Consider the following 19,675-nt stretch of genomic DNA (forward strand, 5'->3'; position numbering starts at 1 on the left):
CTCGGCGGCGTCCCGCTGCCGCCGGTCGAGGCGGGGGCGCAGCCGGGCCGCGGCGAGCAGTCCGGCCGCCTCGTCGGGGTGGACGCCCGCCTCGCGCACGGTGGAGCCGCGTGCGCCCTCGGGGTGCTCCTGGAGCAGGTTGATCAGCTGGTAGAGGACGATCCGGCGGGGCGCCTGCGGGTCGGCGCGGTGCAGCTCGGCCAGCCGCGCGGCGAGCGGGGCGACGGCCGGAGGCGAGGACCGGGCCAGCCCCTCCAGCAGCGCCGCGTCCACCCGGCGCCGGCCACGCGTCCCGGCGGGCACGAACAGCCCGTCCAGCACCCGTAACCCACCGGTGCCGGCTCCCAGCGCCTCGCCGAGATGGCGCAGGCCCGCCGCGTGCTGGGCGGCGGCGAGGGCGCCGTACCCGGGCACGAGCGGGCTGAGCGGCAGCCCCGACAGGGCCCTGGGCAGCCCCAGGTGACACCCGAACTCCCGACCGGCCACGCGAACCGTTCTCCCCCGATAGTGCTCAGGGGTCCATCCCAGCAGATCCGGATGTGCCCAGGAGGGGTTTTCGAGGAAACCGGGCAGGTGGGAGCGTGCCGTGACGACCGACGGCACCGGCGTGCCACCGGGGGTGCGGGTGCCCGCGCGCCCGGCCACCAGGGACGTGCCGGCATCTCCGCACCTTCAGGGTGCGGCACGGCCGCGCGGCGGTTACGCGCCGAGTGCCGCCAGGGCCGGCCGGCAGGCGCTGTCGTAGCGCTCCAGCAGCACGCGCGCCACCTCGGGGGCGGGGCCGAGCACCTCGGCGAGCACGTCCGCCCCGGCCGCGCCGCGCGCGATGCGGTCCGGCAGGAAGCCGGGGGCCAGGACGTACGGCGCGACGGCGACCCGCTCGCAGCCGAGGGCGCGCAGTTCACGTACCGCGTCCTCGGTGCGGGGAAGAGATGCGGAGGCGAACGCGGGCCGCACGGCGCACCAACCGGTGTGCCACCACTCCCGCGCGATGTCGGCGATCACCGCGATCGCCTCCGGGTCGGAGGACCCCGCCGAGGCCAGCACGACCCCGGTCGAGGACTTGTCGGCGGGCGACAGGCCCGCCTCGCGCAGCCGCCGTTCCAGCGCGGACAGCAGCAGCGGGGACGGGCCGAGCACGTCCGCCTGCCGGATCCGCAGCCGGGCCGGCGCGTCCCGCAGCACGGCGGGGATGTCGGCCTTGGCGTGGAACGCGCGGGTCAGCAGCAGCGGCAGGGCGACGACGTCCCGCACGCCCTCCGCCGCCAGCGACTGGAGCACCCCGTGCACCGACGGGACGTTGAAGTCCAGGAACCCGGTCTCCACGCGCAGGCCCGGCCGCAGCGACCGCACCCGCTCCACCAGGGCGTGCACGGTCGCGGCGTGCCGCGGGTCGCGGCTGCCGTGGGCGATGACGAGGAGGACCGGACGGCGCATGGTCAGCTCTTCACCAGCAGGCCGCGGCTGCGCAGCACCCACCGCTCCAGCGGGCTGAAGATCAGCAGGTCGATGGCGATGCCCACGAACAGGATCAGGAAGATCGCCTCGAACACCATGGACATCGAGCTGGCGTTGCGGCCGTTCTCCAACAGTGCGCCCAGGCCGATGCCCAGGTCGGGGGAGGAGGCGATGATCTCCGCGGCCATCAGCGAGCGCCAGGAGAAGGCCCAGCCCTGCTTCAGGCCCGCGAGATAGCCCGGCAGCGCGGCCGGCAGGACGATGTGCCAGGCGCCCCGCACCCCGGTCGCGCCCATCGTGCGGCCCGCCCGCAGGAACAGCGGCGGCACCTGGTCGATGCCGGAGACCAGGCCGTTGGCGATCGACGGGACCGCGCCGAGCAGGATCACCGCGTACATCATCGAGTTGTTCAGGCCCAGCCAGATCACCGCCGGCGGCACCCACGCCACCGACGGCAGCGACTGCAGACCGGACAGCACCGGGCCGATGGCCGCGCGCACGAACTTCACCCGGGCCACCAGCAGACCGAGCGGGGTGCCGATGGCCAGCGCGAACAGGAAGCCCAGCAGACCGCGCGAGACGCTGGTCCAGATGTAGTCCAGCAGCGTGCCCTCCAGCCAGGCACGCTTGAACTCGCCACCGACGTCCGCGGGGGAGGGCAGCTTCGTCGGGTCGTCGACGATCTTGAAGGAGATCAGCGCCTGCCACACGGCCAGCACCACCACGGTGGCGATGACCGGCGGCAGGATCTTCGCTGTGAAGGTCTGCCGGAACGGCGTACGGCCGGCCGCGACGACCTCCAGGGCGTCCAGACCCGCCTCGACGCTCCCCGCGTCCGTGACGGTCTTGGTCTCAGTGCTGGCCATGACGCCGGATCTCCCCACGCAGTACTTCAGTGATCTCCAGGGACAGTTCGGCGACCGGCGCGTCCTCGATGCGCCGCGGCTGCGGAATGTCCACCCGCCACTCACGGGCCACCCGGCCCGGCCGGGACGACAGCAGCACCACCCGCTGCGCGAGCCGTACCGCCTCGCGCACGTTGTGCGTGACGAACAGGACGGACACGCCCGTCTCCGCCCAGATCCGGGTCAGCTCGTCGTGCAGCAGGTCCCGGGTGATCGCGTCCAGCGCGGCGAACGGCTCGTCCATCAGCAGCAGCTGGCTGTCCTGCGCGAGCGCGCGGGCCATGGCCACACGCTGGCGCATACCGCCGGACAGCTCGTGCACCCGCTTGCCGTGCGAGCCCTGCAACCGCACCAGTTCGAGCAGCTGCTCGGCCCGCTCGCGGCGCTCGTTCTTCGGCACGCCCCTGAGCTTCAGGGCGAGTTCGATGTTCTTGCCCGCGGTCAGCCACGGGAACAGGGCGTGCTCCTGGAACATCAGGGCCGGACGCCCGTCGGTCGCGATGCTGCCTGCGGAGGGCCGGTCCAGCCCCGCCACCAGGTTCAGCAGCGTCGACTTGCCGCAGCCCGAGGCCCCCAGGAGGGTGACGAACTCACCCGGTGCGACATCGAGGCTGATGTCGTCCAGGACGAGCTGCTGCCCGCCCGGGGTGGCGAAGGACTTCGAGACGTGCTCGATGCGCGCCGCGTGCTCGACCGTCTCGGCGGCCTCGGCGAAGGTCGTTGCCATGGTCGTCACCTCCTGGGAACTCATCGGCTACGGGGACTTACGCGGCGCCGAGACCGGCGTCGCTGACGGTCGGCTCGCCCTCGGCCTTGAGGACCTTGTTCAGGAGGGTGAGGTCGTAGATGCCGTCCAGCTTGGGGTTCTCCAGCAGGCCGGCCTTGACGGCGTGCTTCGCCTCGGTGTCGAGGGTCGCGGCGAGCGGGTCGTCGGTGAACTGGACGGACTTCCACGCCGGGTCCAGGACCTTCGCGGGCAGTTCCTTGCCGGAGTCGACGCCCAGCTGCTTGTTCGCCGCGGCCTTCGCCTCGTCCGGGTTGGCGTTGATCCACTTGTTGGTCTCGACCGACGCCTTCAGGACCGCCTCGACGGCCTTCGGGTGCTCCTTGAGGAACTTCTGCGACACGATGATGTTCGTGATCACGAACTTCTTGTCCGGCCACAGCGTCGACTCGTCCAGCAGCACCTTGCCGCCCTCGGCGACCAGCTTCGACGCGGTCGGCTCCGGCACCCAGGCGCCGTCGATGGAGCCGGACTTGTAGGCGTCCGGGGTCACCTTGTTGTCGGTGCGGACGACGGACACGTCACCCTTGCCGCTCTGCGCGTCGACCTTCCAGCCCTGCTCGGCCACCCAGTTGAGGAACGCCACGTCCTGCGTGTTGCCGAGCTGCGGGGTCGCGATCCTCTTGCCCTTGACGTCCTTCAGGGACTTGATCTTCTTCGGGTTGACGACCAGCTTCACCCCGCCGGAGGCCGAACCGCCGATGATGCGCAGGCTCTTGCCGTCGGACTTGGTGTAGCCGTTGATCGCCGGGGAGGGGCCGATCCAGCCGATGTCGATGGAACCCGAGTTCAGGGCCTCGATCTCGGACGGACCGGCGTTGAAGACCTGGTACTTGGCCTCGGTGGCGCCCAGCTCCTTCTGGAAGAAGCCCTTCTGCTTGCCGACCAGGGCGGTGGCGTGGGTGAGGTTGCCGAAGTAGCCGATCTTGACGGAGCCGAGCCCGTCGATCTTCTGGGCGCCGGTGGCGATCTTGGCGCCCGCGTTGTCGTCCTTGGAGTCGGACCCGTAGCCGCAGGCCGCGAGGGACAACAGGGGGAGTGCGGCGATCACGGCGATCCCGCGGCGAAGCGGAGTGGAGCGGTTGGCAGGCACGGGAGGCTTTCCTCTCGTTGGCCCGGCGGTCACGGTCTCTCAGGTCGTGGCCGGGAGTCGGCAAAGGGTCTTCGTCGCTTCCGGGGTGGGGGTCCCCCCGCTTGCGAGCGAAGCCGAGCATGTGGGGGAGGGTGGGGGGACGGGGCGCGCAGGCAGTGCGCGTACGTCACAGCGCACATCGCGCGACCCCGCCCTGCCCGCTGCCGAGGGCGCCGCTGCCGACACGGCCGCCCTCCTTCGCGAACGTCGAGTAGAAGTCGGTGGGGTTCATCGCTCAGAAGTCCCAGCCGTCGTCGTCGGCCTCGTCCTTGACGGGCTCGGGGGAAGCGAACGACTCGCCGACCATGCCCGCGGTGAGCGTGGTGCCGTCGGCGGGATCGATCAGGATGAAGGAGCCCGTGCGGCGCGAGTCGGCGTAGGAGTCGACCGGCAGCGGCTCGGCGGTGCGGATCTTCACCCGGCCGATGTCGTTGGCGACCAGCTGTCCCGGGTGCGGGTGCAGGGACAGGTCGTCGAGCGTCAGCCGGGACGGGATGTCCTTCACGATCGCCTTGACCGTGCGCGTGCCGTGCTTGAGCAGCACCCGGTGGCCGACGGTCAGCGGCGCGTCGGCGACGTGGCAGACGGTCGCCTCCACGTCCTGCGTGGTGGCCGGGGCGTCCTTCGTCGGCACGATCAGGTCGCCGCGCGAGACGTCGATGTCGTCCGCGAGCCGCACCGTCACCGACTGCGTCGTCCAGGCCACGTCGACCGGCTCGCCGAGCAGGTCGATGCCGGAGATCGTCGAGGTGCGGCCGGACGGCAGGACGGTGACCCGCTCGCCCACGCGGAACGTGCCGGCCGCGATCTGGCCCGCGTAGCCCCGGTAGTCCGGGTGCTCGGCGGTCTGCGGCCGGATCACGTACTGCACGGGCAGCCGCGCGTGGCAGTGCGCCAGGTCGTGGCTGACCGGAACGGTCTCCAGGTGCTCCAGCACGGTGGGGCCGCCGTACCAGTCCATGTGCGCGGACGGCTCCACCACGTTGTCGCCGGCCAGCGCCGAGATCGGGATCGCGGTGACCTCCGGGACGCCCAGCTCGGTCGCGTACGCCGTGAACTCCTCGGCGATCGCGGCGAAGACCCGCTCCTCGTACCCGACGAGGTCCATCTTGTTGACGGCGAGGACGACGTGCGGGACGCGCAGGAGGGCGGCGATGGCCGCGTGCCGGCGGGTCTGCTCGACCACGCCGTTGCGGGCGTCCACCAGGATCACCGTCAGCTCGGCCGTGGAGGCGCCGGTGACCATGTTGCGGGTGTACTGCACATGGCCCGGGGTGTCGGCGAGGATGAACCGGCGCCGCGGGGTCGCGAAGTAGCGGTAGGCGACGTCGATGGTGATGCCCTGCTCGCGTTCGGCGCGCAGGCCGTCGGTGAGCAGCGCGAGGTCCGGGCCGTCCTGGCCGCGGCTCGCGGAGGCGCGCTCGACGGCCTCCAGCTGGTCGGCGAGGACCGACTTGGAGTCGTGCAGCAGGCGTCCGACGAGCGTGGACTTGCCGTCGTCGACGGAGCCGGCGGTGGCGAACCGCAGCAGGGTCGTGGCCGAGAGCGCCTCGGTCGTGGTCGTGCTCATGCTTAGAAGTACCCCTCGCGCTTGCGGTCTTCCATCGCGGCCTCGGACAGCTTGTCGTCGGCGCGGGTCGCGCCCCGCTCGGTCAGCCGGGACGCGGCGATCTCGGCGATGACCTTCTCGATCGTGTCGGCGTCGGAGTCGACCGCGCCGGTGCACGACATGTCGCCGACGGTGCGGTAGCGCACCCGCCGCTTCTCGACCGTCTCGCCGTCCTTCGGCCCGCCCCACTCGCCGGCCGTCAGCCACATGCCGCTGCGCATGAACACCTCGCGCTCGTGGGCGAAGTAGATCTCCGGCAGTTCGATGCCCTCGCGGGCGATGTACTGCCAGACGTCCAGCTCGGTCCAGTTGGACAGCGGGAAGACCCGGACGTGCTCACCGGGGGCGTGCCGGCCGTTGTACAGGTTCCACAGCTCGGGGCGCTGGCGGCGCGGGTCCCACTGGGAGAACTCGTCGCGCAGCGAGAACACCCGCTCCTTGGCGCGGGCCTTCTCCTCGTCGCGGCGGCCACCGCCGAAGACGGCGTCGAACTTCTCGCTCTGGATCTTCTCCGTCAGGGGAAGCGTCTGGAGCGGGTTGCGGGTGCCGTCGGGGCGCTCCTTGAGCACACCGCGGTCGATGTAGTCCTGGACGGAGGCCACATGGAGGCGCAGCCCATGGGCGGCCACCACACGGTCCCGGTACTCAAGGACTTCCGGGAAGTTGTGTCCGGTGTCCACATGGAGCAGGGAGAACGGCACCGGCGCGGGCGTGAAGGCCTTCAGCGCGAGGTGCAGCATGACGATGGAGTCCTTGCCGCCGGAGAACAAGATCACCGGGTTCTCGAACTCGCCCGCCACCTCGCGGAAGATGTGCACCGCCTCGGACTCCAGCGCGTCCAGGTGCGACAGCGCGTACGGGCTGTCCGTGCCCTCGCCGCCCTCGTCACCCACGTCCACCGTGGCGACCGTGGTCATGCCAGTCCCCTCTCGCTCAGCAGCGCGTACACCGACGCGGCCGACTCCCGGACCGTCTGGTGCTGCGACTCGATCCGCAGGTCGGGCGTCTCCGGCTCCTCGTACGGGTCGTCGACCCCCGTGAGCCCGGTCAGCTCGCCCGCGGCCTGCTTGGCGTACAGCCCCTTCACGTCGCGCACGCTGCACACCTCGACCGGGGTCGCCACATGGATCTCCAGGTACGGCGTCCCGTTCTCCTCGTGCCGCTTGCGCACCGCGTCCCGGCTGTCCGCGTACGGCGCGATCACCGGCACCAGCGCCTTGACGCCGTTGCGGGCCAGCAGCTCGGCGACGAAGCCGATGCGCTGCACGTTGGTGTGCCGGTCCTCCCGGGAGAAGCCGAGGCCCGCCGAGATGAACTCGCGGATCTCGTCGCCGTCGAGCACCTCGACACGGTGGCCGTCGGCGCGCAGCCGGCCCGCCAGCTCGTACGCGATGGTGGTCTTGCCGGCGCTCGGCAGACCCGTGAGCCAGACGGTGGCTCCGGTCGTCACGTGGTTCTCGTGAATCTGCTCGTTCGTCATCCGTGCAGCCCGCACTCGGTCTTGGCGCGGCCCGCCCAGCGGCCGGCCCGCGCGTCCTCGCCCTCCAGGACCCTGCGGGTGCACGGGGCGCAGCCGACGGAGGCGTAGCCGTCCATCAGCAACGGGTTGGTCAGGACGCCGTGTTCGGTGATGTACGCGTCCACGTCGTCCTGCGTCCAACGGGCGATCGGCGAGATCTTGACCTTCTGCCGCTTGTCGTCCCAGCCGACGACCGGGGTGTTCGCCCGGGTCGGGGACTCGTCGCGGCGCAGGCCCGTCGCCCACGCCTGGTAGTTCTTCAGGCCCTCTTCCAGCGGCCGTACCTTGCGCAGCGCGCAGCACAGGTCGGGGTCGCGGTCGTGCAGCCTCGGGCCGTACTCGGCGTCCTGCTCGGCGACCGTCTGCTTCGGCGTGAGGGTGATGACGTTGACGTCCATCACGGCCTCGACGGCGTCCCGGGTGCCGATGGTCTCCGGGAAGTGGTAGCCGGTGTCGAGGAACACGACGTCCACGCCCTTGAGCACCCGCGAGGCGAGATGGGCGACCACGGCGTCCTCCATGGAGGAGGTGACGCAGAACTTCGTGCCGAAGGTGTCCACCGCCCACTGGAGGATCTCCAGCGCGGAGGCGTCCTCCAGGTCACGGCCCGCCTGCTCGGCGAGCGCCTTCAACTCCTCGGTGGTGCGGTCTTCCTGAGCCGTCGTCATATCAGGTCATCCCCTCCGTTGTCGGCTCGCTGAAGGCCCCGGGCCAGCAGCCCCAGGAACTTCAGCCGGAATGCGCGGTTGCACGCCGCGCATTCCCAGGCGCCGTGACCCTCGTCGCTCGGACGCAGGTCCTCGTCGCCGCAGTAGGGGCAGTAGAAGGGTGCGGCCCGCTCGCTCACGACAGCGCCTCCTCGCTCGCCCGCGCCGCCCAGGTCGCGAACCGCTCGCCGTCCTCGCGCTCGGCCTGGAACCGCCTGAGCACCCGCTCGACGTAGTCGGGCAGCTCCTCCGCGGTGACCTTCAGGCCGCGCACCTTGCGGCCGAAGCCGGGCTCCAGCCCGAGGGCGCCGCCCAGGTGCACCTGGTAGCCCTCGACCTGCTCGCCCTGGTCGTTCAGGACGAGCTGGCCCTTGAGACCGATGTCCGCCACCTGGATACGGGCGCAGGCGTTCGGGCAGCCGTTGAGGTTGATGGTGATCGGCTCGTCGAAGTCCGGCAGGCGGCGCTCCAGTTCGTCGATCAGCGTCGAGCCGCGCTGCTTGGTCTCGACGATGGCGAGCTTGCAGAACTCGATGCCGGTGCAGGCCATGGTGCCGCGCCGGAAGGAGGACGGCCGGGCGGTGAGGTCCAGCGCCTCCAGGCCCTCCACCAGTGAGTCGACCCGGTCCTGCTCGACGTCGAGGATGATCATCTTCTGCTCGACGGTGGTGCGGACCCGGCCCGAACCGTGCGCCTCCGCGAGGTCGGCGACCTTCGTCAGGGTGGCGCCGTCGACCCGGCCGACGCGCGGCGCGAAGCCGACGTAGAACCGGCCGTCCTTCTGCCGGTGCACACCGATGTGGTCGCGCCACTGCTGCACCGGCTGCTCGGGGGCGGGCCCGTCCGTCAGCTCGCGCTTCAGGTACTCGTCCTCCAGCACCTGCCGGAACTTCTCCGCACCCCAGTCGGCGACGAGGAACTTCAGCCGGGCCCGGTTGCGCAGCCGGCGGTAGCCGTAGTCGCGGAAGATCGAGATGACGCCCTCGTAGACGTCCGGGACCTCGTCGATCGGCACCCAGGCGCCGAGGCGCACCCCGAGCTTGGGGTTGGTGGACAGACCGCCGCCGACCCAGACGTCGAAGCCGGGTCCGTGCTCGGGGTGGCGGACGCCGACGAACGCGACGTCGTTGATCTCGTGCACGACGTCCAGCAGCGGCGAACCCGAGATGGCCGTCTTGAACTTGCGCGGCAGGTTCGAGTACGCCTTGTTGTTCAGAACCCGGCGCTTCATCTCCTCCAGCGCCGGCGTGGCGTCGATGATCTCGTCCTCGGCGATGCCCGCCACCGGGGAGCCGATCATCACACGCGGGGTGTCACCGCAGGCGGTCACGGTGGACAGGCCGACGCCCTCCAGCCGCTCCCAGATCTCGGGCACGTCCTCGATCCGGATCCAGTGGTACTGGACGTTCTGCCGGTCGGTGATGTCCGCCGTGCCGCGCGCGAACTCCTGGGAGATCTCACCGATCACGCGCAGCTGTTGCGTGGTCAGCGCCCCGCCGTCGATGCGGACGCGCAGCATGAAGTACTCGTCGTCCAGCTCCTCCGGCTCCAGGATCGCGGTCTTGCCGCCGTCGATCCCGGGCTTGCGCTGGGTGTACAGCCCCCACCAGCGCATCCGGCCGCGCAGGTCGTTCGGGTCGATCGAGTCGAAGCCGCGCTTGGAGTAGATCGTCTCAATGCGTGTCCGCACATTGAGACCGTCGTCGTCCTTCTTGAACTGCTCGTTGCCGTTGAGCGGGGTGAAGTGGCCGGCGGCCCACTGGCCCTCACCGCGGTGACGGCTCACCTTGCGGCGGGGCGCGGAGGCGGCGGGGTTCTGTGGGGTGGCGGCCATGGGTGTACGTCCTTCGGGACAGGCGGGAATGCGGCTGACCTGCGCGTGCGTGCGCATGCGGCATGGGTGCGCTTCGTTGCGCACGCGTGATCAGGTAACGAGGGGGAACGGCGGTGCTGGGAGGCGTCAGCTCGCCGGACAGATGGCGCTGGACATGCGGCCGAGGTCGACGTGCCGCCGACTCACCAAGGCAATTCCAGTTCCGGACATGACGGAAGCGTGTCACGGCGATCTGGACACAGTCCAGCTTCATCCATCATGCGGACACCCTTGTCCCGGAATGTGGAACAAGGGTGTCGTCGCTCACATGCGTCGCCGGAGGGCTTGTCCCGGCAGGTCAGGCGGGGTATGCGCCAGGCCAGGGCCCCGGCGTGGCCACGTCCGGCTCCAGCTCCACCCTGGTGTCGAACAGCTTGAAGCCGCGCCGCTGGTAGTTGTCCATCGCGAACGCGCCGTCCTTGCTGCACGTGTGCAGCCACACCCGCTTGGTCGGCGTCCGTCCGGGCCAGCGCTCGGCCAGGTCCCACGCGCGAGCCGTGCCGTACGCCAGCAGGTGGCCGCCGATGCGCCGGCCACGGAAGGCGGGGACCAGCCCGAAGTACACGATCTCGACCGCGCCCTCGTCCTGCGGCTCCAGTTCGACATAGCCGGCCGGGGTGCCGCGGTCGTAGGCCACCCAGGTCTCCACACCGGGCCGCTCCAGGTACTCCCGCCACCGCGCGTAGGTCCAGCCCAGCCGGTCGGTCCAGCGGATGTCGCCGCCGACCGACGCGTAGAGGAACCGGCTGAACTCGGGGGAGGGCACCTCGGCGCGGACGATCCGGACGTCGCCGTCGGGCGCGGCGGCGGGCAGGAGGTCGGCCGGGGAGGTCTGCTCCAGGGACCAGGTGGTGACAGGGACGCTGCTCATGCGGGCCAGGGAACCATCCCGCGGCCCCGTCTGTCGATCGGGTCCGGCCGTCAGTCCAGGGCGCGGTCCAGCTCGGCCAGGGGCACCGCGAACAGCATGCGGTCCGACAGCGACCACACCTCGCCCGTCTCCTGCCAGTAGGAGAGGGAGCCCGCGTCCCGCGCCCAGCAGCGGTCCGAGGCGTCGGCGCCGCAGCGGGCCGGCCGGGCGCCCCGGGTGTCCTGCCGCCACAGTCCGCCGTGTCCGTCCCCCGACTCGGGCAGCCGTCCCACATACCAGGACGACCGGTCCGTCCCGGGCTCGCGGTACGACAGCAGGCCCCGGATCCCGTCCGCGCGGGTCCGGTACGCCTCCACCGCGTCGGCCCGCCCCCAGGCGTCCGTGGCGAGCGGCCCGGGACGCGCCGGATCGTCGTTGAACGCGTACCGCCACAGCCGGGCGCGCCGGTCGCCGCCGGGTGCGGTCCACTCCGCGGCGACCAGGCTGTCGGGCGTCGTACCCCGGTCGAGGGCGAGCGCGCCGGGACACGGCGGCCCGGAGGGGGCGCAGCGGCCTGAGGTGAAGCGGTACGACGCGACCGCGGGCAGCACATAGCCGTAGCCGTCGGCGGACCAGCCGCCGGCCACGCGGCCGATCGCGGGTCCGTCGACCGTGGTGCGCTGGATGCGGTCCAGGTCGTAGACGTAGAGCGCGTCGGCGCCGCCGGCCGCGGTGGTGACCAGCAGCTTGTTCCGGTACCAGACCATGCCGGAGACGCCGGAGGCCAGGCCCCGGTAGTCCCGGCCGCCGTCGACCGGCACCACCAGCAGCACCCAGCGGTAGGAGAGGTGGGCGGAGTCGTCCGCGTCGACGAACGCGACCCGGGCGAGCCCCCGCTCGGCGGGCCGGCCGGTGGTGGTGCTGTGCGTCCAGCCGGCGAGGACGACCCGGTGGGTGCCCCAGACGCCGTCGTCGTCGGCGTCCCCGGAGGTGGTCACCGAGGCGGGCCGCCAGTCACCGGTGGCGGAGTCGGCCGGGTCCCAGCAGTAGGCGCGGGTGGCGGGCGGGGCGACGGGCAGGGAGGCGCGGTCGCCGGTGGAGCAGTCGTCGCCCTCGCGCAGATCGCGATCGGTGCTCCGGAGCACGGTGTCCACGCCGACCGGACGGCCCATCGCGGCGGCGAGCCGGTCCAGCGTGCGCGCGGGGACCAGGTGCTCCTGGAGGCGGAGCCGGCTGGTGTCCGCCGGGGAGGTCAGCGGCTTCAGCGCACCCGGGTTCTCGGTGACGTCGGCCTGGGAGGCGCTGATCAGGGTGGCCGCGGCGGTGAGCGCGAGGGCGGTGCCGGTCAGGACCGCACGCAGCGCCGCGCCCCGTCTGCGTCGGCGGTGTCTGCCGCGATGCTTCATCTCTCCTCCAGAGGGCGGGCCAACTGCGCCTGACGATCCGTAGGTTGACGTGAGGAGCAGGTGGGGTGACCCGTAGGGGATGCTACGGCAGGAACGGGCCGCGCAGGGCCAGGACCGCGCAGATGGGCGGAAGACGCGCGGGCGGGGCTGGGCCGGCCGGACCGCCCGGCTGTGTCCGGCCTACTCGGCCCGGCCGTGGTGCGTCACATTCCGCATTCGTGTCACCGCCGGCGCCGTCGAATGGGGCAGCAGGTGGGACGGATCTTCTGGACGGATCACTTCCACTTCCACTTCGTCCTGGAAGCGATACGGCCGATGCTGGAGAAGTTCCCCCAGATACCTCCGGATCCTGGACATCTCCGCCCGTACGGTGACGGTCCTGGAGGGATCGCCGAACAGATCCTCGGCCAGCCCCGCCGCCCCGCGCCCGGCGCGGTGCTGGGTGAGCAGGAACAGCAACTCGGCATGGCGCGGACTCAGTTCCCGCGACCAGGAACCCGCCGAGGCCGTGACCGTCACCATGCAGCGGTCCGGCCGGGCCAGGTCCAGCACGATCCGGCGGGCACCGGCCCGCGGCTCCTCCTCCGCCCGCAGCAGCCAGCCGCCGGCCAGCGGCTCCACCGCGCACGAGCCGAGCATGGGCAGCCACCGACGGCCCGGCGCCAGCGTCCTGGGCAGCGTCACCCGCCGCACGTACGGCATCCCGGTCACGGCCGCCGCCCAGCCGTCGCGGTCCACCACCAGCGCCCGCCCGGCCAGCCGGGCCAGCACCGGCGCCGCCACCACCCGCAGCCGCTCCAGCGAGGCCAGGTGAAGCTCCCGCAGACGGGCCTCGGCCAGCTTGGCCACCGCGTCCACCCAGGCCAGGGTCGCCGGATGCATGGTCTCCAGCGGGCCGCTGACGTCCACCACACCGATCAGCCGCCCGTCCCGCGGATCGGTGATCGGCGCCCCCGTACAGGTCCAGGAGGTGTGCGACCGTACGAAGTGCTCGCCGGCGAACACCTGGACCGGCCGCCGCACCACCGCCGGGGTGCCCACGCCGTTGGTGCCGACGACGTCCTCCCGCCAGTCCGCGCCGAGTTCGAAGCCGAGCCCGTCGGCCTTCCGCAGCACCGACGGCGCCCCCTCCCGCCACAGCACGCGCCCGTCGGCGTCCGCGACGACCATGATGTGCCGGGCGACGTCCGCGACCGAAAGCAGCCCCTCCCGCAGCACCGGCAGGACGTGCCGCAGCGGCGACTCCTCCCGCCGGCGCCGCACCTCGTCCGAGGGCAACAGCCCGGACCTGAAGTCGCGTTCGGGGTCCACGCCGCTGCGCAGCATCCGTCCCCACGACTGCTCGATCACCGGTCGGGGCGCGAGCCGGGTACGTTGCCCGGCGAGCGTGGCTTCGCGCACCTCGCTCAGCACCCGTGCCGCCTGCGCCGCGTCCACGGCGGCCAGACGCGCCACGTTCATCGGCGGGTTCACCACTGCGGTCCTCCCGGAAAGGGGCGTCGAACACACTCGTCAAGCCGTCCGGGCGGCGGTTTCCGGTCCGACTGTGCCTCTCATACTGCCGTTCCGGACATGGCGGAGGCACAGACTCCGCGCATGTGCCCCTCTCCGTTGCAACCCCCTGCAACCCTGGTGAACCGTCAGGGAGTGGCTGAGACTTGACCAAGGTGGTGGGGGGTGGTGCCGTGTCGGCGCAGCACCACCCCCTCCCTCCGAGGCCTCGCCCGGGCGGGACGGGTCAGGCCGGCCGCGCCCGGTCCACGACCGACTCCAGGTCCAGGCCCGCCGGCAGCGTGCCGAAGGACGCGCCGTGGTCGCCGCCCAGGCGGGAGGCGCAGAAGGCGTCGGCCACCTCCGGTGGGGCGTGCCGCACCAGAAGAGAGCCCTGGAGCGCCAGCGCGAGCCGTTCCACCAGGCGCCGGGCGCGGCCCTCGACGCCGTCCAGGTCGGCGAGTTCCGCGAACAGGTCCTTCACCGCGCGGTCCAGCCGGTGATCGGCGCCGTGCGCCCGGCCGATCTCGGTGAGGCAGGCGTCCAGCGCGCCCGGCTCCCGTTGCAGCGCCCGCAGCACGTCCAGCGCCTGCACGTTCCCGGCGCCCTCCCAGATGGAGTTCAGCGGCGACTCCCGCACCAGCCGGGGCAGACCGGACTCCTCCACGTACCCGTTGCCGCCCAGGCACTCGGCGGCCTCCACGGCCACCGGGGCGCAGCGCTTGGTGATCCAGTACTTGGCGGCCGGCACCGCGAGCCGCAGGAAGGCGCGCTCCTGCTCGCTGTCGTCGTCACAGGCCGCGGCCAGCCGCAGCGCGAGCGCGGTCGCCGCCTCCGACTCCAGGGCCAGGTCGGCGAGGACGTTGCGCATCAACGGCTTGTCGATCAGCTTCCCGCCGAACGCCTCCCGGTGCGCGCAGTGGTGCACGGCCTGGGCCACCGCCTGCCGCATCAGACCCGCCGAGCCGAGCGCGCAGTCCAGCCGGGTCGCGGCGACCATCCCGATGATCGTGCGCACCCCGCGCCCCTCCTCGCCGACCCGGCGCGCCCAGGTGCCGTCGAACTCGACCTCCGCGGAGGCGTTCGCGCGGTTGCCCAGCTTGTCCTTCAGGCGCTGGATCAGGAAGACGTTCCGGCCGCCGTCGGGCAGCAGCCGCGGGACCAGGAAGCAGGTGAGTCCGCCGGGGGCCTGCGCGAGGACCAGGAAGGCGTCCGACATCGGCGCCGAGCAGAACCACTTGTGCCCGGTCAGCGTGTACGTGCCGTCCTCCGCGAGGGGCCGCGCCGCGGTGGTGTTCGCGCGGACGTCGCTGCCGCCCTGCTTCTCGGTCATGCCCATGCCGAACAGGGCGCCGGGCTTCTGCCCGGCGGGCCGCAGCTCCCGGTCGTACACCGTGGACGCCAGCCGGGGCTCCCACTCGGCGGCCAGCTCCGCGTCGGCGCGCAGGGCGGGCACGGCCGCGTGCGTCATCGACACCGGGCAGCAGGTGCCCGCCTCGACCTGCGTCCAGACCAGGAAACCCGCCGCCCGGCGCACATGCCCCGAGGGCCGTGTCCAGGCGCCGGTCAGCCCGGCCGAGACGGCCTTGCCGAGCAGCCGGTGCCAGGCCGGGTGGAAGTCGACCTCGTCGATCCGGTGGCCGTACCGGTCGTGGCTGCGCAGGCGCGGCGGATGCTCGTTCGCCTGGGCGGCCCACTCCTGGAGCTGCACCGAACCGGCGGCCCGGCCGAGCGCGGACAGCTCGGCGCGCACCTCCTCCAGGACATCGGCGCCGGTGTACCGGTCGACGGCCTCGGTCAGGGCCCGGTCGGCGGTGAAGACGTCGTAGCCGGCCAGCGGCGGCGGCTGGTTCGTCACGGTGTGGGTGGAGGTGCCTGCCATGATTGCGAACCTACCCGGGACGGCGGCGGTGATGGCCTCCAGAGTGGCACAGGCCCGGAAATCGAGGGGTCCCCTCGGCGATCGCCCCCGGAAGGTGAGGGCGGCCCGGTACGGCGGATACCGTTAGGACGTGCAGCCAGCAAGTGAAACCCCCGAGCGGCCGGCCGGCCGGCTCCACCGGGCCAGAGCCCTCTACCGGAACGTCTCCAAGCGCAGGACCGCCTGGCTGTTGCTCAAGGACACCGTCAACTCCTGCATGGAGTACCGCATCCTGGGCCTGGCGGCCGAGGCGGCGTTCTTCACGCTGCTGTCCGTGCCGCCGCTGCTGCTGAGCCTGATCGGACTGCTCGGCTACGTCGACGACTGGACCGGCGCCGACACCATCCACAGCCTGGAGACCAACCTCCTGGAGGCGTCCCGGACGGTCCTGTCCGACAAGGGCGTCAAGGAGATCGCCGAGCCGATCCTGCACGATGTGATGAAGGGCGGCCGGCCCGACGTCATCTCCATCGGCTTCCTGTTCGCCCTGTGGTCCGGCTCCCGCGCGGTGAACGTCTTCATCGACACCATCACCGTCATGTACGGCCTCGACGGCGTCCGGGGCATCGTCAAGACCCGGATCATGGCGTTCCTGCTGTTCATCGTGGCGCTGCTGATCGGCTCGGTGGCGCTGCCGCTGATGGTGGCGGGGCCGGACGCGGTGGTGCGGATCCTGCCCTGGTCGGAGACGGTCGTCCAGGTCCTGTACTGGCCGGTCGTGATCGTCCTGTCCATCGTCTTCCTGACGACCCTCTACCACGTCTCGGTGCCGGTCCGCTCCCCGTGGATCGAGGACGTGCCCGGCGCGCTGGTCGCCCTCGCCATGTGGGTCCTCGGCAGCTTCCTGCTGCGCATCTACCTCACCAGCACCATCGAGGGCGCCACCATCTACGGCTCCCTCGCCGCCGCCGTCGCCGTGCTGCTGTGGATCGGTGTGTCCGCGTTCGCCGTGCTCGTCGGCGCCGCCGTGAACGCGGCCATCGACCGGGTCTGGCCGGCCGCGGCCACGGCCGCCGCGCGCGAGGCCAACGAGCGGATGCGGCAGGCGCAGGTCGCCGAGTACGTCGCCCGCGCCGCGGCGGCCCGCGAGGTCGACCCCGACGACCCGGACATGCCCTCCGAGTTCCCCGAACGCTGGTCCCGCTTCCTGCCCCCGGAGGACGTGACGGCCCGTCTCCGCACCCACGCGAAGAACCCGCATCACGCGCACAAGGGCGACGGGCGCGCCGGGGGTGCCGGCGGCGAGGGCGGGGACGGGAACAGGGCGCATCCGGTGCAGTGACCGTCCGGCCGACGCGGCCCGTGCGGGGGCCTGGCCGGGCAGCGCGCTCGGGCTGGGGCCGGTGTCGGCGTCGGCTCACCCGCCACTGTGCAGACCCGCTGTTCGGCACCCCGGATCCGACGGCAACGGACCCGACGGCACCCCGGCACCGACGGCACCCCGGCACCGACGGCACCCCGGCACCGACGGCACCCCGGCACCGACGGCCCACCGGTACCGACGGCCCACCGAGGCAGGCCGGCCGGGCGGCGGGCCGTCCGGACCCGCCTCCTCGGTCCGCCGCTCGGGGACGGCTCTCTCCGGGCGGTTCGCCTGCCCGGCTCGGCGGGGACGCCGCCCGTGCGCCCGGCCTTCCCGGTCCGATGCCCGGCGGCGCCCCCGCCCGGGCTGTCGGAGGGGGCCCGGCCGGGCTGCCCTTGCCCCCGGCCCACCCCCGCCGTCCGAGAGGACCCGCGGCGTACGCTGGCTGTCGTGTACGTGGAGCGGGTGTCCCGGTTGGCCGGCGCGGTCGTGTGGCGGAACTCGCCGGCCGGTGCCGGGGCCCTGCCCGTGCTGCCCGACGGGTGCATGGATCTGCTGTGGAACGAGGGGCGGCTGCTGGTAGCCGGCCCCGACACGCGCCCCTACCTTCCCCAGGGCCCGGCGCGTTCCTGGGCGGGCATCCGCTTCTTCCCCGGCACCGCGCCCGCGCTGCTCGGCGTTCCGGCGCACGAACTGCGTGATCTCCGCGTGGAGTTGGCGGACCTCTGGCCCGGGGCGAGGGTCCGGCGGCTGTGCGACCGGGTCGGGGCGGCCGTCGACCCGGCGAGCGCGTTGGAGGACATCGCCCTGGACCGCGCGGCGGAGACGGAGGCCCCGGACCCGCTGCTGCGCCGCGTGGTGGAGTGCCTGGAGGAGGGCCGCACGGTGGCCGCGACGGCCGCCGAACTGGGTCTCGGTGCACGCCGGCTGCATCGCCGCTGCCTGACCGCGTTCGGATACGGACCGAAGACCCTGGCCCGTATCCTGCGCCTCCAGCGGGCGCTGGCCCTGGCCCGCTCCGGGACGCCGTACGCGGAGACGGCGGTCCGCGCGGGGTACGCGGACCAGCCGCATCTGGCGCGGGAGGTGCGGGAGCTGGCGGGGATGCCGCTCGGGGAACTACTCGCCGGGCGCGGGTAGCGGGGCGAACAGATCGACCGCGTTGCCGTCGGGGTCGTGCACGGTGGCGTACCGCTGTCCCCAGAAGGCGTCCCACGGCTTGAGCTCCCCGTGGTGACCGGCGGCCACCAGGTCGTCGTAGCGGGCGTCGACCTCGGCGGGGGAGCCGCAGCGGAAGGCGAGCGCGACCCGCCCCTGGCCGGCGGGCGACCGCCAGCCGGGGTGGAAGGAGCGGACGGTCTCCTCGGTGTCCAGGGCGAGCACCAGGCCGCCGGGCAGTTCCGCCTCGACGTGGGGCTGGTCCTCGGCGCCGTCGGGGAAGACCAGTCCGAGGCGGCGGTAGAAGGCGAGGGAGGCGGCCAGGTCGGAGGCGACCAGGCCGATCACGGCGAATCGTACGGTCATGCGGCCACCGTAGGCAGCGGCCGGTCAGCCGGTCTTGAAGGAATCGGACACCGGCGCCGGGTGCGGGCGCGGGCTCGGCTCCGGGCGGCCCGCGCGGTGGCCCCGGCGGGCAGTGCGGCGGTCCCGGCGGGCCGTGCCGAGGTGTTCGACGAGCACGAACGTCACGCTGATCAGCAGGGACCAGGCGCCGAACTTGGTCAGCGGCACCGGTTGCCAGCCGTCGAGCTGCTGGGGGTAGCTCCAGGCGCCCGCGTAGGTCGCGGCGTTCTCGGCGACCCACAGGAAGAAGCCGATCAGCACGAAGGAGACGGCGAGCGGCATGCGGTAGCGGTGGGCGCCCACGCGGAAGCCCACCCGCGTTCCGGCGGTCACGGCGGCCATCGCCACCGCGAGCGGCCAGCGCAGGTCCGGTATCCAGTGGTGGGTGAGGAAGTTGAGGTAGACGGCGGCGGCCACCAGGGTCGTGGCGGTGGCGCGGTAGCGGGTGTAGCGCAGCCGCATCAGCCGCCGGGACCGGCACACGTAACTGGCGACCGCCGCGTACATGAAGCCGCCGTACAGCGGGACCCCGGCGACCTTGGTGAGCGCGTCCTCGGGGTAACTCCAGGACCCCAGGCGCACCTTGACCAGTTCGAACAGCAGGCCCAGCACATGGCAGACGGCGATGACGGCGGTGTCCCGCCGGGTCTCCCAGCCCACCCGGCGGGCGACGAGGGTGAGCAGCACGCCGTAGACGAGGACGAGGTCGTAGCGCGCCACCGGCAGCGGGGGCAGCAGCCGGGAGGCGCCGATCCCGGCCAGCAGCGCCACGGCGAAGGCGCAGGCGCGGGCCTGGATCACCCCGAACCGCACCAGTTGCCCGAGTCCGTGCCGGAGGTCTCTCACGGCGGGCCTCTCCGTCTCCTCGTCGCGCATGCCCCCTCCTTCGTGCGTCAGCGAGGGGGCCGATACTAGGCACGCAATTGAACGTGTTCAAATATGGGGCTCCCGGGTGTTCGGCCGCAGGAGACCGGTCCCTTCGGGTGTCCACGGTGTCGGACGTGGCCAGGACGAGATGGCCCAGCAGTGGCGGAATCGCGCTCATGGTCGAGGAGGTTGCGGGGCGCGGACCGCTCGCGGGAACGCCCGTGCGGGGCCAGGGGGCGGACGTGCCGCACCGGACGGCACCGGCGCCGCCCGGGGGCCACGCCCGC

At 72.6% G+C, this 19,675-nt stretch carries 19 protein-coding genes and 1 pseudogene; 2 read left to right on the top strand and 18 right to left on the bottom strand.

The window, feature by feature from the left end:
* From ABZV94_RS32845 to ABZV94_RS32920, 16 genes and pseudogenes are all read right to left on the bottom strand, one after another.
* A pseudogene (locus ABZV94_RS32845) lies at positions 1–486 on the bottom strand (hypothetical protein); the annotation flags it as partial.
* Between the two features lie 213 nt (positions 487–699).
* Positions 700–1,437 carry a sirohydrochlorin chelatase gene (locus ABZV94_RS32850; protein WP_356346914.1) on the bottom strand — a complete coding sequence of 246 codons (738 nt, stop codon included), beginning with the start codon at positions 1,435–1,437 and terminating at the stop codon, positions 700–702.
* 2 nt (positions 1,438–1,439) lie between these two features.
* Positions 1,440–2,324, bottom strand: a complete 885-nt coding sequence (locus tag ABZV94_RS32855) for an ABC transporter permease (protein WP_356346916.1) — start codon at positions 2,322–2,324, stop codon at positions 1,440–1,442.
* Positions 2,311–3,090 carry an ABC transporter ATP-binding protein gene (locus tag ABZV94_RS32860; protein ID WP_356346919.1) on the bottom strand — a complete coding sequence of 260 codons (780 nt, stop codon included), beginning with the start codon at positions 3,088–3,090 and terminating at the stop codon, positions 2,311–2,313. The genes ABZV94_RS32855 and ABZV94_RS32860 overlap by 14 nt, the downstream gene beginning before the upstream one ends.
* Before the next feature lie 37 nt (positions 3,091–3,127).
* A complete protein-coding gene (locus tag ABZV94_RS32865; RefSeq protein ID WP_356346921.1) occupies positions 3,128–4,240 on the bottom strand; it encodes an aliphatic sulfonate ABC transporter substrate-binding protein in 1,113 nt (370 codons plus the stop codon).
* Positions 4,241–4,514: 274 nt separating this feature from the next.
* Positions 4,515–5,849, bottom strand: coding sequence for a GTP-binding protein (locus ABZV94_RS32870; RefSeq protein WP_356346924.1), 1,335 nt, complete (start codon positions 5,847–5,849; stop codon positions 4,515–4,517).
* 2 nt (positions 5,850–5,851) lie between these two features.
* Positions 5,852–6,805 carry a sulfate adenylyltransferase subunit CysD gene (cysD, locus tag ABZV94_RS32875; RefSeq protein WP_356346926.1) on the bottom strand — a complete coding sequence of 318 codons (954 nt, stop codon included), beginning with the start codon at positions 6,803–6,805 and terminating at the stop codon, positions 5,852–5,854.
* Positions 6,802–7,338 (bottom strand): adenylyl-sulfate kinase, encoded by a 537-nt coding sequence (gene cysC / locus ABZV94_RS32880; protein ID WP_356346954.1) that lies wholly within the window; start codon positions 7,336–7,338, stop codon positions 6,802–6,804. The genes cysD and cysC overlap by 4 nt, the downstream gene beginning before the upstream one ends.
* A 26-nt stretch (positions 7,339–7,364) precedes the next feature.
* On the bottom strand, positions 7,365–8,075 hold the full coding sequence (locus tag ABZV94_RS32885) for a phosphoadenylyl-sulfate reductase (protein ID WP_356346928.1): 711 nt from the start codon (positions 8,073–8,075) through the stop codon (positions 7,365–7,367).
* On the bottom strand, positions 8,072–8,254 hold the full coding sequence (locus ABZV94_RS32890; RefSeq protein ID WP_356346930.1) for a hypothetical protein: 183 nt from the start codon (positions 8,252–8,254) through the stop codon (positions 8,072–8,074). Before ABZV94_RS32890 ends, ABZV94_RS32885 begins: the two co-directional genes overlap by 4 nt.
* Entirely contained in the window at positions 8,251–9,948 is a 1,698-nt protein-coding gene (locus tag ABZV94_RS32895) for a nitrite/sulfite reductase (protein WP_356346934.1), read from the bottom strand. Before ABZV94_RS32895 ends, ABZV94_RS32890 begins: the two co-directional genes overlap by 4 nt.
* 126 nt (positions 9,949–10,074) lie before the next feature.
* Positions 10,075–10,158, bottom strand: coding sequence for a putative leader peptide (locus ABZV94_RS32900; RefSeq protein WP_309486338.1), 84 nt, complete (start codon positions 10,156–10,158; stop codon positions 10,075–10,077).
* A 127-nt stretch (positions 10,159–10,285) separates the two neighbouring features.
* Positions 10,286–10,858, bottom strand: coding sequence for a GNAT family N-acetyltransferase (locus ABZV94_RS32905; RefSeq protein WP_356346936.1), 573 nt, complete (start codon positions 10,856–10,858; stop codon positions 10,286–10,288).
* A gap of 50 nt (positions 10,859–10,908) precedes the next feature.
* A complete protein-coding gene (locus ABZV94_RS32910) occupies positions 10,909–12,243 on the bottom strand; it encodes a hypothetical protein (protein WP_356346938.1) in 1,335 nt (444 codons plus the stop codon).
* A 180-nt stretch (positions 12,244–12,423) separates the two neighbouring features.
* A complete protein-coding gene (locus ABZV94_RS32915; protein WP_356346940.1) occupies positions 12,424–13,704 on the bottom strand; it encodes a GAF domain-containing protein in 1,281 nt (426 codons plus the stop codon).
* 277 nt (positions 13,705–13,981) lie between these two features.
* Positions 13,982–15,616 (bottom strand): acyl-CoA dehydrogenase family protein, encoded by a 1,635-nt coding sequence (locus ABZV94_RS32920; RefSeq protein ID WP_356346943.1) that lies wholly within the window; start codon positions 15,614–15,616, stop codon positions 13,982–13,984.
* Positions 15,617–15,746: 130 nt separating this feature from the next.
* Here ABZV94_RS32920 and ABZV94_RS32925 point away from each other — a divergent pair, with 130 nt between their 5' ends.
* Complete coding sequence (locus tag ABZV94_RS32925; protein ID WP_356346945.1) at positions 15,747–16,937, top strand: YihY/virulence factor BrkB family protein; 1,191 nt, start codon at positions 15,747–15,749, stop codon at positions 16,935–16,937.
* Positions 16,938–17,408: 471 nt separating this feature from the next.
* On the top strand, positions 17,409–18,098 hold the full coding sequence (locus ABZV94_RS32930) for a helix-turn-helix transcriptional regulator (protein WP_356346948.1): 690 nt from the start codon (positions 17,409–17,411) through the stop codon (positions 18,096–18,098).
* Here ABZV94_RS32930 and ABZV94_RS32935 read toward each other — a convergent pair.
* Together ABZV94_RS32935 and ABZV94_RS32940 are read right to left on the bottom strand one after the other, a co-directional pair.
* Positions 18,078–18,482: a VOC family protein gene (locus ABZV94_RS32935; protein ID WP_356346949.1), complete on the bottom strand. Its 405-nt coding sequence runs from the start codon at positions 18,480–18,482 to the stop codon at positions 18,078–18,080. The genes ABZV94_RS32930 and ABZV94_RS32935 overlap by 21 nt on opposite strands.
* A gap of 24 nt (positions 18,483–18,506) precedes the next feature.
* Positions 18,507–19,397, bottom strand: coding sequence for a DUF817 domain-containing protein (locus ABZV94_RS32940; protein ID WP_356346951.1), 891 nt, complete (start codon positions 19,395–19,397; stop codon positions 18,507–18,509).
* Between the last annotated feature and the right edge of the window lie 278 nt (positions 19,398–19,675).

The sequence above is a fragment of the Streptomyces sp. NPDC004658 genome (genome assembly GCF_040609555.1).
GTDB lineage: Bacteria > Actinomycetota > Actinomycetes > Streptomycetales > Streptomycetaceae > Streptomyces.